Genomic DNA, 14,015 nt, shown 5'->3' on the forward strand with positions numbered 1-14,015 from the left:
ACTTGGGTGTTTTGTTCTTAAAATAATTCTCACATTTTACTCTAAAAAGAATTAACACCTATAGCTTTTTGCAAGCTCAATGTAGTGCTTTGCTGAGAGTTGTATAGAAATTATTTCTTCCTCATTTAACTCTCTAATAAGCTTTGCGGGATTTCCTAAAATTAGAGATCTTGGAGGAAAAATTTTATTTTTGGTAACTAAAGAGTTTGCACCAATGATACTATTCTCCCCAATAATAGCACCATCCATAATAATGCTTCCCATGCCTACCAAAACATTACTTTGAATCTCGCATGCGTGAATAATGCAATTGTGTCCAATAGTAACATTCTTACCGATCCTTACAGATCCATTTTTTTCATAATCTACATGGATAGTGCATAGATCTTGCACATTACTTCCTTCATCAATAAAAATATGATTGATATCACCCCTTAAGATGCTGCCAAACCATATACTGCAGTTTTTTTGAATCTCGACATTTCCAATAATGCAAGTATTTTCAAATAAAAAAGCCTCTTGGTGAATTTTTGGAATCTTATTTTGATAGGCTTTTATAATAGTATTCATAAAAACTCTCCTTGAATTAGTAAAATTAATGAAACTTTAATTGATTTATGTTTAGAGTATAGCTGATTGAAACACAAATTTTAATTTTTAATGGTATAGAATTAGATAAAAATTGCATTATGTCTTTGATGGTAAAAACTTCAATTAGAATCTTTAGTTTCTCAAGCATTCTAATAAGGGCTTTTACTTTTTAATCAAATTTTAACATAAAAAGCTCTATACTTATAGAAGTTGGTTATTTCTAACATAAAGATTAGGCTTTGGGAGTATTTTTTTTGAGATTTACTAGAATAGTGGGATTATTTTTTGTACTTGGAATTTCTTTTGTACTTGCTGCAAATCCTACAGTTCCAACATTAAATTTATCGCTTACTGCTCCTGATACACCAAAACAGCTTGTCACCACGCTTAATGTAGTTTTAGTTTTAACTTTGCTTGTCCTTGCACCATCTTTAGTGTTGGTAATGACAAGTTTTACTCGTTTAGTTATTGTTTTTGCATTTTTGAGGACAGCGCTTGGGACACAGCAGTCTCCGCCTACTCAAATTTTAGTTTCTCTTGCACTGGTATTGACATTTTTTATTATGGAACCAGCAATGAAAGAATCCTATAATCAGGCAATTAAGCCCTATATGGAGAACAAAATATCCTATGATATTGCATTTGAAAAGGGGATTGAGCCTTTTAAAAATTTTATGTTAAGAAATACGCGTGAGAAAGATTTGGCTTTATTTTTTAGAATTCGAAATCTTGAGAATCCGCAAACCTACAAGGATGTTCCATTAAGTGTTTTGATACCATCTTTTATGATTAGTGAATTAAAGACAGCATTTCAAATAGGTTTTTTACTTTATTTGCCTTTTTTGGTAATTGATATGGTAGTGAGCTCAATCTTGATGGCAATGGGAATGATGATGTTACCCCCTGTTATGATTTCCCTGCCCTTTAAAATATTGATTTTTATTTTGGTAGATGGCTTTAATTTATTAATAGGAAATCTTGTTGCGAGCTTTAGATAAGATGATAAATTGCGAACCAGTATTTTTTAATCGTGAGCTGTCTTGGTTGCAGTTTAATACGCGAGTTTTAAACCAGGCAAAGAGAAAAGATTTTCCAATTTTAGAACGCTTGAAATTTTTGGCAATTTATAGCACCAATTTGGATGAATTTTATATGATAAGGATTGCTGGACTTCAGAGGCTCTATGCAAATCGTATTGTTGAGATCGGCGCTGATAAATTAAGTGTAAAAGAGCAACTTGATAGGATTGAGCTTTATTTAAGAAAAGAACAAAAGGTTTTAGAGGATACTTTTGTAGAAATTATTGATGCATTGGTATTAGAGAAAATCTTTATTAAAGATTTTATGGCTTTAGATTCTATAGAGCAAGATAAGATGGAAACCTTTTTCCAAAATCATCTTTACCCAGTTATTGTGCCAATTGTTGTAGATTCCACGAATCCTTTTCCTTATTTAAACAATTTGAGCTTTGGTATTGCTTTGAGGTTGAGAAATAATGAAAGTGGTGAGGAACACTTTGGCATAGTCCTAATACCTAGAAATTTAAAGCGCTTTGTTTATATCGAAAAGGGTATTTTTGTAAGTATTGAGAGCATTATTAGTGCTTTTGCAGATTGCCTTTTTACAGGGTTTGAGGTAATAGGATCTTTGTATTTTAGAGTTACAAGGAATGCAGATATTGAGATTGAAGAACAAGAAGCTGATGATTTTATAGAGTTGATGAGTGAGGGATTAAAAGCTAGGAGGAGAGGTAATTTTGTAAGGTTGGAGTTTTGTGGAAATAAAGAAGAAAAACAGCTACAAAGATTTATCCAAGAACAAATTAAGGTAAAAGATAAGGATGTTTATTTTTATGATACATTGCTTAATATGGCATCTTTATGGGAGTTGATAAATCATAAAGATTTTGCACATTTATTACTTGCTCCCTTTAATCCAAAAGATGTGGGATTGATGGATGAAAAAAGCAATATCTTTGACAAGATAAAAAAACAAGATTTTTTGCTATTTCATCCTTATGAGTCATTTGATTCTATTGTGGAGTTTATTGATCAAGCAAGCAAAGATCCTGGAGTTCTATCAATAAGAATGACGCTTTATCGTGTGGGAAAGGATTCCCCAATTGTTGAGGCATTAATTCGTGCTGCAGAAACAAAGCAAGTAACAGTATTGGTAGAGTTAAAAGCACGCTTTGATGAAGAAAATAATTTACATTGGGCAAAAGCATTAGAAGAGGCTGGAGCACATGTTATTTATGGAATTTTTGGTTTAAAGGTTCATGCAAAGGTTGCTTTAGTGATAAGACAAGAAAGTGATAGATTACAAGGTTATATTCATCTAAGTAGTGGAAATTATAATCCGTTGTCTGCCAAAATTTACACTGATTTAAGCTTATTAAGTGCTAATAATCATTTTACAGAAGATATAATCCGCTTTTTCCACGCTTTGTCTATAGGGACAGCTTACAAAACGGTTTTACAAAATCTTTATATTGCACCTACACAAATTAAGCAAAAGATTTTAGAGCTCATTCATAAAGAGATGCATTATGGTGAAGATGGACATATTATTTTAAAAGCTAATGCACTTGTAGATACAGATGTGATTAAAATGCTTTATATGGCTTCATTAAAAGGGGTAAAAATAGATTTATTAATTAGAGGCATTTGTTGTTTGGTCCCTCAATGCGAAGGACTAAGCGAGAATATACGAGTATTTTCTTTGGTTGGAAAATACTTAGAGCATACAAGAATTTATTATTTTAAGCATCATGATGAGATTTATTTTTCGAGCGCAGACTTAATGCCACGCAATTTAGAAAGACGTGTTGAAATTTTAACTCCTATTAAATCTTTAGAGGGAAAAAATAAGATATTGGACATTTTAAAAATGCAATTAAAAGATGATGTTAATTTATATGAATTGCAATCTGATGGTAGCTATAAAAAGATTGCAACACAAGAGGGCTTTAATGCTCAAATTTTCTATGAAGATTATGTAAATAGAATTTATACTTCATTTGAGTAAAAGGAGAATAATGAAAAGCTCTATTGTTATTATGGCTGCTGGTAAGGGGACAAGAATGTGTTCCCAGACGCCAAAATTTCTTCATAAAATTTGTGGAAAACCATTAGGTTTTTATGTGATTGCAGAAGCTTTGAAAGTTAGTGATGACATTCATATTGTATTAGCACATCAAGCAGATTTAATCAAGCAACAGATTTTAGAAAATTTCAATTCTAGTTCTATCCATTTCCATTTTCAAGATTTAGAAAATTTTCCTGGAACTGGTGGGGCTTTGATGGATAGGGGTTCTCAGAGATTTTTTGAAGTAAAATATGAGAGAGTTTTAATTTTAAATGGAGATATGCCTTTAGTTACAGAAATACAGATGCGGGATTTACTTCAAGTTGATTCAGAGATTGTTCTTAGCGTAATAAAACTAGAAGACCCAAGTGGCTATGGACGTGTTCTCATTAAAGATAATCATGTACTAGGTATTGTAGAAGAAAAAGACTGTAATGATATACAAAAAAAGATTAATACGGTCAATGCTGGAGTTTATGTAGTAAAAAAACAGATATTAGGAGAATTTTTGCCTAGTCTAAAAAACTTTAATGCGCAAAAGGAGTATTATCTTACAGATCTTGTATCTTTTGGTGTTACAAAAGGATTAAAAATTACTCCTGTATTTAGCAGGAGCGATGCTTTTTTTGGTGTGAATTCAAGAGTGGATTTAGCAATTGCACAAGATAAAATGTTAGATAGGATAAGAAAAAATGCAATGTTAAAGGGGGTAACTATGCATTTGCCTCATACAATCTATATTGAAAGTGATGTGGAATTTGAGGGTGAGTGTGAGTTGCAAGAGGGGGTGAGAATCACAGGAAAGAGTAGAATTGTTCAAAGTCTTATTAAGTCTCATAGTGTTATAGAATCTAGCGAGGTTATTTCAAGTGATATAGGACCTTTAGCCCATATAAGACCAAATAGTTTTATGAAAGATACTCATATTGGAAATTTTGTAGAGGTTAAATCCAGCACTCTTAATGGGGTCAAGGCAGGACATTTGAGTTATTTAGGTGATTGTGAAATACAGCAAGGAAGTAATATAGGGGCGGGTGTAATCACTTGTAATTATGATGGAGTAAGAAAGCATCAAACCTTTATTGGGGAAAATGTTTTTGTTGGAAGCGATACGCAACTTGTCGCACCTCTTAGGATTGAATCTAATGTTTTAATAGGAGCTGGAAGCACAGTTACAAAAGATTGCAAAGAGGGGGATTTAGTTTTATCAAGGACCTCTCAAAGAAATGTTCCGAGAGGATTTTTCAAATTTTTTAACAAGGTGTAAGATTACATTTCTTCTTTGGCTTGTATGCCCAGTAGTTTTAATCCAAGAGTAAGTGATGCACTCACTACTGAGCAGATTCTTAGAAGCTTTGCTTCATCACAAGAACCTAGTATTTTATGAGAGTTGTAAAAGCTGTGAAAACTTCCTGCAAGATTCTTTAAGTATTCACATACCTTTTGCAAGGCTCTTTCTTCAAAGGCATTTTCTAATACTCTATGCAGTTGCATTGCTTGAAATAAAAGATTCATAGCATCTTGATTATCTAAGTTTATAAGGCTTGTATCTAAGGATTTTTGAGAATCTGTAGTTGCTTTTTTAAGAAGAGTATGAATCCTTGCATTTGCATAGTTGATATAAAAGACAGGATTATTTGAATCTTGCCGTTCAAGATCTTTTACATCAAATTCTAAGGCTGTATCAAGTTTTTTAGACAAGAATACAAAGCGCAAGCAATCTGAACCAATATCTTTCAACACATCTTTCATTAATATAAAGTTACCTGCTCTTTTACTCATCTTATAAGGCTCTCCACCCTTAAGAAGGCTGACCATTTGAGCTAAAATAACTTCAAGTTTCCTGCTATCAAAACCTAAAAATTCTAAACTTGCCTGAATTCTTTTGATATATCCATGATGATCAGCACCCCAGATATTAATATAATGGTCATAATTCCTCATAAATTTATCATTATGATAAATAATATCTCCTGCCAAATAGGTGGGTTCTTGGTTGTCTCGCACAATCACACGATCCTTTTCATCACCTTTTTCTTGAGATTTAAGCCAAATTTTATGATCCTTTTCATAGATTGCATTGTGTTCTTTGAGTTTTTGAAAAATAAGATTCCACTGAGGATATAAAGCCTTCTCGCTTACAAAAAAATCAAAATCAATGCCAACTTCGCAAAGATTTTGCTTAATCTCTTCCATCATTAGCTCTTTTCCAAAATCACCCAATCTTTCAATATTTTCTTGTTTAAAAATATCTTTGCCAAATTTTTTTTCAGCAAGATGAGCTATTTCTATAATATACTCGCCTTTATAATAGCTTTCTGGGTATTCTACTTCTTGTTTTAGTAGATGTTCTTGCCCTGCTAGAAGGATGGATAACCCAAGCATATGGATTTGTGCTCCCGCATCATTGATGTAATATTCTGTAAAAACATCATATCCTAGGTACTTTCCTATCCTAAAAAGACTGTCTCCAAAAACAGCTCCTCTAGCATGCCCAATATGCAAAGGACCAGTAGGATTTGCACTCACATATTCAATTAGTATAGATTGTTTTTTTGCAGATAAGGGTTGTTTAAGAGATTGTAAGAAAATATCAATTTGAGAATCTAAGAATTGGTGAGAGAGTGTAAGATTGATATAACCATTTACTGCTTCTACCTTAGAAAAAACCTCACTATTAGAGAGTTGTTGGACAATATCTTGAGCAATAATTATTGGAGACTTTTTAAGTTCTTTTGCAAGGGTAAATGCTACAGGAGTTGCATAGTGACCATAGCTAGAGTTCTTTGGTATCTCTAAAACAACATTGGAAATTCTAAGGGTATCCTCTAGTAATTGCTTAATGCTTTGGTGCATCAAGCCTCCTTAGTCTTTTTTGTAGTTGTTTTAGAAGTTTTTGTTGTGGTCGCTCTAGCCTTTTTTACAGGAGCTTTTTTTGTCGCTTCTTGTGGTGTTGTTGCTTCAGTTAAAGTAACATTTTCATCATCATCTTTAATAGCTTTCTTAAAATCTTTAATTCCGCTTCCCAGACCCTTTGCAACTTCTGGAATTTTTTTTGCACCAAATAACAGAATGATAACTAATAAAACAACCACCCAATGCCAAATGCTAAAACTGCCCATAACACATCCTTTTGATTATTGTTATATTGGTTAAACCAAAGTCCTGCAATTATACAAAAAAAAATTATTTCTGTATAGTTTTCCAGTTTTGGCAAATTGCCTGAGAATCAAAATTCATGCAAGAAAGTAGTGAAGCAATGGAGAGAATTTTTTTTATAGAATCTTGTATATCATTATTAATAATTAAGAAATCAAATGCATCCATAAATAACATTTCCTCATAAGCATTTTTAATCCTATTTTGAATAATCTCTTGAGTATCAGTACCTCTTTTTTCAAGGCGTTGTTGTAGGATTAAATCATTTTGTGTCGTAATGAATACAGACTTAGCAAGTTTTGGAAAATGTTCTTTAATATTTTTATGCCCCTGGACATCAACATCAAATACTACCAGCTTCCCATCTTGAAGGGCCTCTTTTACAGGAACTAGAGAGGTTCCATAATAATTTTGATGTACCTTTGCCCATTCCAGGAACCTTTCTGCCTTTATGTCCTCTAAAAACTTTTCTTCGGTGGTAAAAAAATATTCTCTACCATCTTTTTCATTAAATCTTGGAGGTCTTGTTGTTGTAGATATAGAAAAAAATATATTTGGAAAATTATCCTTTAAAGCTTTGCAAAGAGTACTTTTCCCACTACCACTAGGTCCTGATAAAATTAAAATATTTCCACACATTTTTTTACTTTGTAAAATCAATTTCTAAGGATATTTTAGAATTGCCAAAGATTTTTTGCAACTCTTCTTCTGGAGTATTTTTGATAAAATCAATAAAATCTCTTCCACTGCAGGTGAATTTCTTCAGTGATGATAGAGGTTGATTGAGGGCTTCAAGAATTTCAACTTCATCCACAGTAATATCATTGATGCTATGATCTAAGTCGCTAAAGGGAATATCAAACTCTTCTTTTAAATGTTCTTCAAATTTTTGATCATATTCTTCTTCAGGAGTGATGGAATCTTCTTTTGTTTCTAGTGAATGTGTTTCTTCCAAGAGTTTTTTTACTTCATTAATATCCTCAATGTCTAGGACATTAAGATGTTCTGCTTTAGAAACAGTTGTTTCATCTTCTTTTATGGCATATATGTCTTCTAGTTGTTTATTATCTATATTATCTATATTATCTATATTATCTTGAGTATCTTGAGTATTGTCTAAATCAAAACCTTCTAAAAAATCATCAAAATTATGTTCAGCTTCAAGGTTAAGATCACTAAAATCATCAATAGGTTCTTCTAATTTTAGATCATCAAGGCTATCAAAGATCTTGTTGTCAATACCTTGCGTTGCTTTTGCAACATAATCATTTGATTTGATATTGTTATGTGAATTTAATTCATTTAGCAATTCTTCGTGATCAAAGACTACCTCTTGCAGATTCTGCGAATCTGATGACAAAATAGGAGAATTAATATCTTGCGTTTTTTCATTATTATCTAAATCAAAGTCAGGAATACTAAGATCATCTAAATTATCAACCAATTCATCATTGAATTCCATTGGGTTTTGGATAATATTTTTAGGACTTTTAGTGGCAATTTCTGGAATTTTTGATTTAATAAACTCTACGATTTCAGTAGGTAAAAATGGCTTTTTAATATAAAAATCAAACCCTTTTATTGGTTGAGATGATTTTCTATGAATGAGTATTTTTTCATATTCTAATGATGGAATCCCTGTGATATTTGGGATGCTATCATCAAAAAAAACAATAAAAGGCTCATTTGTAGTCTCTACAAAAGAAGTATCAAAATTATCAAACACAAGTAATGTAAGGTCAAGACTTTTTACACTATTTTCAATAATTTTGATAACCATAGTATCTTTGCTAAAAAGATAGATTCTCAAGAGTTCACCATTACTAACTTTCTAAGATTATTGTAAAATTATAGCACACATAGGGGTTAATTTTTTTTAAGGTTTATGATGTATTTTTTACGATTATTTGGATTTATATTTTTCTTATTTGTTTTTGCATATGGTGATGGACAAATATTTTTTATGCCAGAAGAGCAAAAGCAAGCCTTAAGAACTCTAAAAGAAGCACTAAGAAGTGCGAAAAAAGAGATTAATATTGCAATTTATAGCTTTACAAATAAGGAAATTGCCAAAGTTTTGAGGGACCAAGCTAGGAATGGCATCAGAATCAATATTATATATGATAGAGAATCTAATATTAAGAATTCATATTCTACAATTGGGTATTTGGCAACATTAAATAATATTAGTGTTTGTTTATTGCAGGGTCAAAAGGCAGCACAAAAAGATCATTACGGGATTATGCATCAAAAACTAGCAATTATAGATGATCACTCTATTATTTTTGGCTCTGCAAACTGGAGCAAGAGTGCCTTTGAAAATAATTTTGAGATTTTGTATTTAAGCACTGAAAAAAAGATAATACAAAAAGCAACAAAGCATTTTAAAGAAATGCTAAAAGATTGCAAAGCCTTTTAGCTTAGCCTAAGAGTTCTTTTACAAAACTTGCAATTTTTTTACCATCTGCGTTTAAGTCCTTTGCATACCCCATTATTTTTCCCATATCTTTTTTCCCTTCCGCTCCAAGCTTTGAAATAATCTCTTGAATCTTTATTTTTAATTCACTATCCTCAAGTTGTTTGGGAAGATAGGAGTGGATGATTTCCATTTCCTTAGATTCTTTGTTATAAAGGTCTTCTCTACCACCTTTTTTATATGCCTCAGCTGCATCTTGTCTTTGTTTATATGCAGTCTTTAATATCTTGATAATATCTTCATCACAAAGGATTTTTCTTTGATCTACCTCTACTTGTTTAAAAGCACTATTTAACATTCTTAAAGTATCTCTTTTAAAAGTATCGAGATTTTTCATTGCTTCTTTTAAGTCTTGATTAATTTTTTCTCTAATTAAACTCATTTCACAGTCTTTTTATTGGAATAAATATTGCTTGATTATATCAGAAATATTTTATAGCAAAGGAATGTTAGATGAGATCAGGGATAGTATTTTTCTTTACACTTCTATTTTTATACAGCTATCAACCAGAGATTGAAATGACACCTCCAGATTATGTGGAAGAAATGCCATCAAAAGATTTTATTCCTGATTTTGGAAAACCAGGAAGTTTGTTTGGACAGGGTGATAAACCACTTTTTTCGGATAGAAGAGCAATGAGACCCTATGATTTGGTAACTGTGATTATAAATGAGAGTTCTAGCGCAAATTATTCTTCATCAAAGGCCTATAATAATAATTCTAGTGGCAATTCTACTCCACCAAGACTGCAATATAATGGGGAAGATGAAGACAAAAAGAAAACAACACAAGAACTTGATGATCGCACGAACTATACTTTTACAAAACCCACAAATAATAGCACCTTTAAGGGTGGTGGTACTCAGAGCAAAACAGAAAATCTAAACTTGACTGTGACTGCTCGTATTGTTAAAGTTTTAGAAAATGGTAACTATTTTATATTTGGAAATAAAGAGATTTTGGTAGATGGTGAGAAACAAGTGATAAAAGTGAGTGGAGTAGTGCGTCCTTATGATATTAATCGCAACAATACTGTAGAATCAAAATATCTTTCTGATGCAAAAATACATTATTTTAACCTCGGTGATTTGAGTAATACAAGTAAGAAAAAAGTTGCAACAGATGCCATTGAGAGTGAGTATCCATACTAATGAAAAAAGTTGCCATTATTCCTGCTAGAGGAGGGAGCAAGAGAATACCAAGGAAAAATATAAAGATGTTTTGTAATCTGCCTATTATTTCTTATTCTATTAAGTTAGCGGTAGAAACAAATATGTTTGATGAAATAGTGGTAAGTAGTGATGATGATGAAATCTTGCAAGTAGCAAAAGAGCATGGGGCAAGCTATTTATTAAAGCGACCATTGGATTTAAGTGGAGATGAGGTTCCAACTTTGCCTGTAATCTCTCACGCAATAGAATCTATAAAGTTAAATCATAATGACTTGGTATGTTGCATTTATCCTACTGCACCACTTTTGGAAAAAAAATATGTTATTGATGGTTTTAATGCACTAGTAGCAAATAAACAAAAAGCTTATGCCTTTTCTGTGGTAGAGTTTGATTCTTCACCTTTTAGGGGATTTTATTTGCAAGATGATGTAATCACCTTATTGTTTCCTCAGTATCAATTGTTTAGATCTCAAGATTTAGATAAGGTATATCATGATGCAGGTAGTTTTTATTGGGGATATGCAAGGAGTTTTTTAGAACAAAAAATGATTTTTGGTTCTGATTCTATCCCAATTATCCTGCCAAGAATGTTGGTTCAGGACATAGATACCCTTGATGATTGGAATCTTGCGGAGATTAAATATAAATTAAAATATGCCTAAGGTTGCAATTTTTTGTGAATATGGGGTTGATTATGGTATGGGACACTATGTCCGTTGTGATATCCTGCGAAAGAAACTCTTGTCAATGGGTTTTGAAGTATTATTGTATGCTTATAATCAAAAAGACAATAAAAGGGAAGCTTGGTTTTATCAAGAAAATATTCTTGCATATTTAAATGATATTGATTTTATTATTATTGATAGCTATCAAGCAGATTATGAAGTATATAATCTTGCATTAAATAAAGTAAAGCGTGTTTTGGTAATTGATGATGTTGCTCGTATTGTTTTTCCAAAAGAATGCATTATTTTTAATGGAGGAATTGATACTTCAAAGTTTTATCCAGAAAAATATCATAGGGTTTTTGCAGGTGTTGAGTATATGATCTGTGATGAAAAATTTTTTCAAACCAAAGACAAAAAAAAGAATAATACTTTATTAATTTGTTTTGGAGGAGGGGATGCAATGAACTTTTCACAGAAAGTCTATGATAGGTTAAAGGATATGCCATATAACTTTATTATAGTATTGGGTAATTGTTACCAAGAAACCTTTAGAGGTAGGGGTGAAATCCACCAGGGTATTAATGAGGATACTATGAGGGATATTTTTCAAAGAATAGATTTTGCAATCACTGCAGGGGGAAGAATGTTAAATGAGCTTTTGATGTCAGAAGTACCAGCATTGATAATTCCAACAGCACAAAACCAATATCATCAAGTCGAGGCATATGTAAAGCAAAAAGTCATCTTAAAAACTACCCTAGAGACATTAAAAGAAGATATTTTTAAAATAAAAACTATTGATATTGATAAAATTAGGGATATCAAAAAAATATTTGGTTCAAAATTAAATCGAGCTTTAAAAGAGGTATTGGTTCCTTGATAGATGACATTAGTGGAATAAGGGTAATTAATTTTGTTTCTCTAAATCAAGAGGATGTGATGGAAGTATTTTATTTACGCAATCATCCAGAGATCACAAAGTGGGCAATCACTCAAAATATCTCTCTTAAAGAACATCTAGAATTTGTGCAAAAATTAAAAAATGATTCTACAAAATGTTATTTTTTATTAAAAAGAGAAAAAGTAACTCTTGGAGTAGTTTCCTTATCTAGAATAAATGTTATGCATAAAAATGCCTATATAGGTATTTACAAAAATCCAGCTTTAAACAAAGTTGGAAAAGATCTTTTAATGGTTTTAGAAGAGATTGCTTTTAAAAAAATGAAGCTTCATTCTTTATTTTTAGAGGTTTTGGAGGACAATGTTAAAGCAATTGCCTTTTATCAAAAGAATGGTTATTCTTATCAGGGTTGTTTAAAAGATTTTATGTATTACAATCATCAATATAAGGATGTCTTGATTTATGAAAAAATACAATAAAAAGCCTTTATTGGTCGCAGAAATTAGTGCAAATCATCAGCAGGATTTAGAGATTGCAAAGAAAAGTATTTTGATGGCAAAAAAAGCAGGTGCTGATAGTGTGAAAATACAGAGCTATGAGCCTTCTTGCCTTACTTTGGATTCTAAAAATGATGTTTTTAAGATTAAAGATGGGTTATGGAAGGATGAAAATTTATTTGAACTTTATAAAAAAGCATATCTACCTTGGGAATGGCATCCAATTTTATTTAAATATGCAAGAGAAATAGGAATAGAGTTATTTAGCACTCCTTTTAGTCAAAAAGGGTTAGAAGTGCTTGAAGATTTAAAATGTCCTCGTTACAAAATTGCAAGTTTTGAGTTAATTGATCCTTATTTTATTTATGAAGTAGCCAAGACACAAAAGCCTATTATACTCTCAGCAGGAATTGCTATAGATGCAGAGATTCAAGAAGCAATTATGATGTGTAGAAAAGCTAAAAACAATGATATTACGCTATTGCAATGCACTAGTGAATATCCAGCATCTATTAAAGATGCCAATCTTTTGGCAATGGTGGAGTTTGGTAAAAAATATGGTGTTAAATACGGATTATCAGATCATACTCTAGGAAGTTTGTGCTCAATTGTTGCAACCGCATTAGGAGCAAGTTTAATTGAAAAGCATTTTATTATTAGCAAAACAATGGGTGGAGTTGATAGTGCCTTTAGTATGGATTTTGAAGATTTTAGCTTACTTTCAAAAGATGTCTTTGATGCATTTTTATCTCTAGGAGATGGTGCAATACGAAAGGATGATAAAGAAGTGAAAAGGCAAAGAACTTTTGCCCGCAGTCTTTTTGTAAAAAAAGATATCAAACAAGGAGAAATTTTAAGTTTAGAAAATATTGGATCTTATCGACCCTATGCTGGAGTGCATCCTAGGTTTTTAAAGTCAGTTTTGGGAAAAAGAGCAAAAAGAGATCTAGAGTTCTCTAAACCCCTTAGTCCTGAGGATTTTGATTAAATTTTTGACATTTACCACATACAACAAAGAGTTTCATATCATGGCTAATAAGCTTGCAATTATTAAGTTGAGCAATTTTTATTTGTTGTCTTTCAATGTCAGGATCAACAAATTCTTGAATCTCTCCACACTCAAGGCATATAATATGATCGTGATGCTCTTTTGCTGCAATTTCATAGCGCTTACCACTTTTATCTGTTTCTAAAGTAGTGACGAATTTTTCTTTTTCTAGGAAGTTTAAGATACGGTAGATTGAAGAGATGCTTGTGTTCTTGTCTTTGGTGCGGATTTCTTGAGCGATCTCCTCAGGGCTTAAGTGTGTTCGATTTTTGTATAAAACAGAAATAATCTCCTCCCGCTGTTTTGAATTCTTTAGCCCATTCTTTTTGATTGAAATTCTTAGCCGTTTCAAGATAGATTCTAAAGTTTCAAGTCTATTTTGCATAACTGACAATCCTTTAACTCTTATTTTGTA

At 31.6% G+C, this 14,015-nt stretch carries 16 protein-coding genes; 9 read left to right on the top strand and 7 right to left on the bottom strand.

Going from position 1 to position 14,015, the window contains the following annotated elements:
• Positions 1-51 precede the first annotated feature (51 nt).
• Positions 52-561 (bottom strand): gamma carbonic anhydrase family protein, encoded by a 510-nt coding sequence (locus C6H31_RS02035; protein WP_104697371.1) that lies wholly within the window; start codon positions 559-561, stop codon positions 52-54.
• Positions 562-860: 299 nt separating this feature from the next.
• On the opposite strand from C6H31_RS02035, the gene fliP reads away from it, so the two are divergent.
• Genes fliP through glmU form a run of 3 tightly spaced genes read left to right on the top strand, consistent with a single transcriptional unit; the run spans position 861 to position 4,945 of the window.
• Positions 861-1,589 carry a flagellar type III secretion system pore protein FliP gene (gene fliP / locus C6H31_RS02040; RefSeq protein ID WP_233709956.1) on the top strand — a complete coding sequence of 243 codons (729 nt, stop codon included), beginning with the start codon at positions 861-863 and terminating at the stop codon, positions 1,587-1,589.
• Positions 1,573-3,618 (top strand): polyphosphate kinase 1, encoded by a 2,046-nt coding sequence (gene ppk1, locus C6H31_RS02045; protein ID WP_324726540.1) that lies wholly within the window; start codon positions 1,573-1,575, stop codon positions 3,616-3,618. The genes fliP and ppk1 overlap by 17 nt, the downstream gene beginning before the upstream one ends.
• Before the next feature lie 10 nt (positions 3,619-3,628).
• Positions 3,629-4,945, top strand: a complete 1,317-nt coding sequence (gene glmU, locus C6H31_RS02050; RefSeq protein WP_104697139.1) for a bifunctional UDP-N-acetylglucosamine diphosphorylase/glucosamine-1-phosphate N-acetyltransferase GlmU — start codon at positions 3,629-3,631, stop codon at positions 4,943-4,945.
• 2 nt (positions 4,946-4,947) lie between these two features.
• Here glmU and argS read toward each other — a convergent pair whose 3' ends face one another.
• The 4 genes from argS to C6H31_RS02070 all read right to left on the bottom strand — a co-directional run bounded on the left by argS (position 4,948) and on the right by C6H31_RS02070 (position 8,647).
• Positions 4,948-6,534, bottom strand: coding sequence for an arginine--tRNA ligase (gene argS, locus C6H31_RS02055; RefSeq protein WP_104697140.1), 1,587 nt, complete (start codon positions 6,532-6,534; stop codon positions 4,948-4,950).
• Positions 6,534-6,800 (bottom strand): twin-arginine translocase TatA/TatE family subunit, encoded by a 267-nt coding sequence (tatA, locus tag C6H31_RS07120; protein WP_104697141.1) that lies wholly within the window; start codon positions 6,798-6,800, stop codon positions 6,534-6,536. The genes argS and tatA overlap by 1 nt, the downstream gene beginning before the upstream one ends.
• 64 nt (positions 6,801-6,864) lie before the next feature.
• Positions 6,865-7,476 (bottom strand): guanylate kinase, encoded by a 612-nt coding sequence (gene gmk / locus C6H31_RS02065; protein WP_104697373.1) that lies wholly within the window; start codon positions 7,474-7,476, stop codon positions 6,865-6,867.
• A 4-nt stretch (positions 7,477-7,480) separates the two neighbouring features.
• On the bottom strand, positions 7,481-8,647 hold the full coding sequence (locus C6H31_RS02070; protein WP_104697142.1) for a hypothetical protein: 1,167 nt from the start codon (positions 8,645-8,647) through the stop codon (positions 7,481-7,483).
• Between the two features lie 78 nt (positions 8,648-8,725).
• On the opposite strand from C6H31_RS02070, the gene C6H31_RS02075 reads away from it, so the two are divergent.
• Positions 8,726-9,256, top strand: coding sequence for a phospholipase D-like domain-containing protein (locus C6H31_RS02075; RefSeq protein WP_233709948.1), 531 nt, complete (start codon positions 8,726-8,728; stop codon positions 9,254-9,256).
• A gap of 1 nt (position 9,257) precedes the next feature.
• Here C6H31_RS02075 and C6H31_RS02080 read toward each other — a convergent pair whose 3' ends face one another.
• Positions 9,258-9,695, bottom strand: coding sequence for a GatB/YqeY domain-containing protein (locus tag C6H31_RS02080; protein ID WP_104697144.1), 438 nt, complete (start codon positions 9,693-9,695; stop codon positions 9,258-9,260).
• 71 nt (positions 9,696-9,766) lie between these two features.
• On the opposite strand from C6H31_RS02080, the gene flgH reads away from it, so the two are divergent.
• Genes flgH through pseI form a run of 5 tightly spaced genes read left to right on the top strand, consistent with a single transcriptional unit; the run spans position 9,767 to position 13,540 of the window.
• A complete protein-coding gene (gene flgH / locus C6H31_RS02085) occupies positions 9,767-10,465 on the top strand; it encodes a flagellar basal body L-ring protein FlgH (RefSeq protein ID WP_104697145.1) in 699 nt (232 codons plus the stop codon).
• Positions 10,465-11,148, top strand: coding sequence for a pseudaminic acid cytidylyltransferase (pseF, locus tag C6H31_RS02090; protein ID WP_104697146.1), 684 nt, complete (start codon positions 10,465-10,467; stop codon positions 11,146-11,148). Before flgH ends, pseF begins: the two co-directional genes overlap by 1 nt.
• Before the next feature lie 37 nt (positions 11,149-11,185).
• Complete coding sequence (locus tag C6H31_RS02095) at positions 11,186-12,034, top strand: hypothetical protein (RefSeq protein WP_158654738.1); 849 nt, start codon at positions 11,186-11,188, stop codon at positions 12,032-12,034.
• Positions 12,031-12,534: a UDP-4-amino-4,6-dideoxy-N-acetyl-beta-L-altrosamine N-acetyltransferase gene (pseH, locus tag C6H31_RS02100; RefSeq protein ID WP_233709950.1), complete on the top strand. Its 504-nt coding sequence runs from the start codon at positions 12,031-12,033 to the stop codon at positions 12,532-12,534. Before C6H31_RS02095 ends, pseH begins: the two co-directional genes overlap by 4 nt.
• Complete coding sequence (gene pseI, locus C6H31_RS02105) at positions 12,518-13,540, top strand: pseudaminic acid synthase (protein WP_104697148.1); 1,023 nt, start codon at positions 12,518-12,520, stop codon at positions 13,538-13,540. The genes pseH and pseI overlap by 17 nt, the downstream gene beginning before the upstream one ends.
• Here the strand turns inward: pseI and fur are convergent.
• A complete protein-coding gene (gene fur / locus C6H31_RS02110) occupies positions 13,518-13,985 on the bottom strand; it encodes a ferric iron uptake transcriptional regulator (protein ID WP_104697149.1) in 468 nt (155 codons plus the stop codon). The genes pseI and fur overlap by 23 nt on opposite strands.
• Positions 13,986-14,015: the final 30 nt, after the last annotated feature.

Source organism: Helicobacter sp. 'house sparrow 1' (assembly GCF_900199585.1).
In the GTDB taxonomy this organism is placed as follows: Bacteria; Campylobacterota; Campylobacteria; order Campylobacterales; family Helicobacteraceae; genus Helicobacter_H.

Excerpts from the sequence above, each read along its gene's own strand:
- flgH (WP_104697145.1), top strand. The coding sequence starts at position 9,767 with ATGAGATCAGGGATAGTATTTTTCTTTACACTTCTATTTTTATACAGC.
- glmU (WP_104697139.1), top strand. The coding sequence starts at position 3,629 with ATGAAAAGCTCTATTGTTATTATGGCTGCTGGTAAGGGGACAAGAATG.
- pseI (WP_104697148.1), top strand. The coding sequence starts at position 12,518 with ATGAAAAAATACAATAAAAAGCCTTTATTGGTCGCAGAAATTAGTGCA.
- pseF (WP_104697146.1), top strand. The coding sequence starts at position 10,465 with ATGAAAAAAGTTGCCATTATTCCTGCTAGAGGAGGGAGCAAGAGAATA.
- C6H31_RS02095 (WP_158654738.1), top strand. The coding sequence starts at position 11,186 with ATGGGACACTATGTCCGTTGTGATATCCTGCGAAAGAAACTCTTGTCA.
- C6H31_RS02080 (WP_104697144.1), bottom strand. The coding sequence starts at position 9,695 with ATGAGTTTAATTAGAGAAAAAATTAATCAAGACTTAAAAGAAGCAATG.
- argS (WP_104697140.1), bottom strand. The coding sequence starts at position 6,534 with ATGCACCAAAGCATTAAGCAATTACTAGAGGATACCCTTAGAATTTCC.
- tatA (WP_104697141.1), bottom strand. The coding sequence starts at position 6,800 with ATGGGCAGTTTTAGCATTTGGCATTGGGTGGTTGTTTTATTAGTTATC.
- fur (WP_104697149.1), bottom strand. The coding sequence starts at position 13,985 with ATGCAAAATAGACTTGAAACTTTAGAATCTATCTTGAAACGGCTAAGA.
- gmk (WP_104697373.1), bottom strand. The coding sequence starts at position 7,476 with ATGTGTGGAAATATTTTAATTTTATCAGGACCTAGTGGTAGTGGGAAA.
- C6H31_RS02075 (WP_233709948.1), top strand. The coding sequence starts at position 8,726 with ATGTATTTTTTACGATTATTTGGATTTATATTTTTCTTATTTGTTTTT.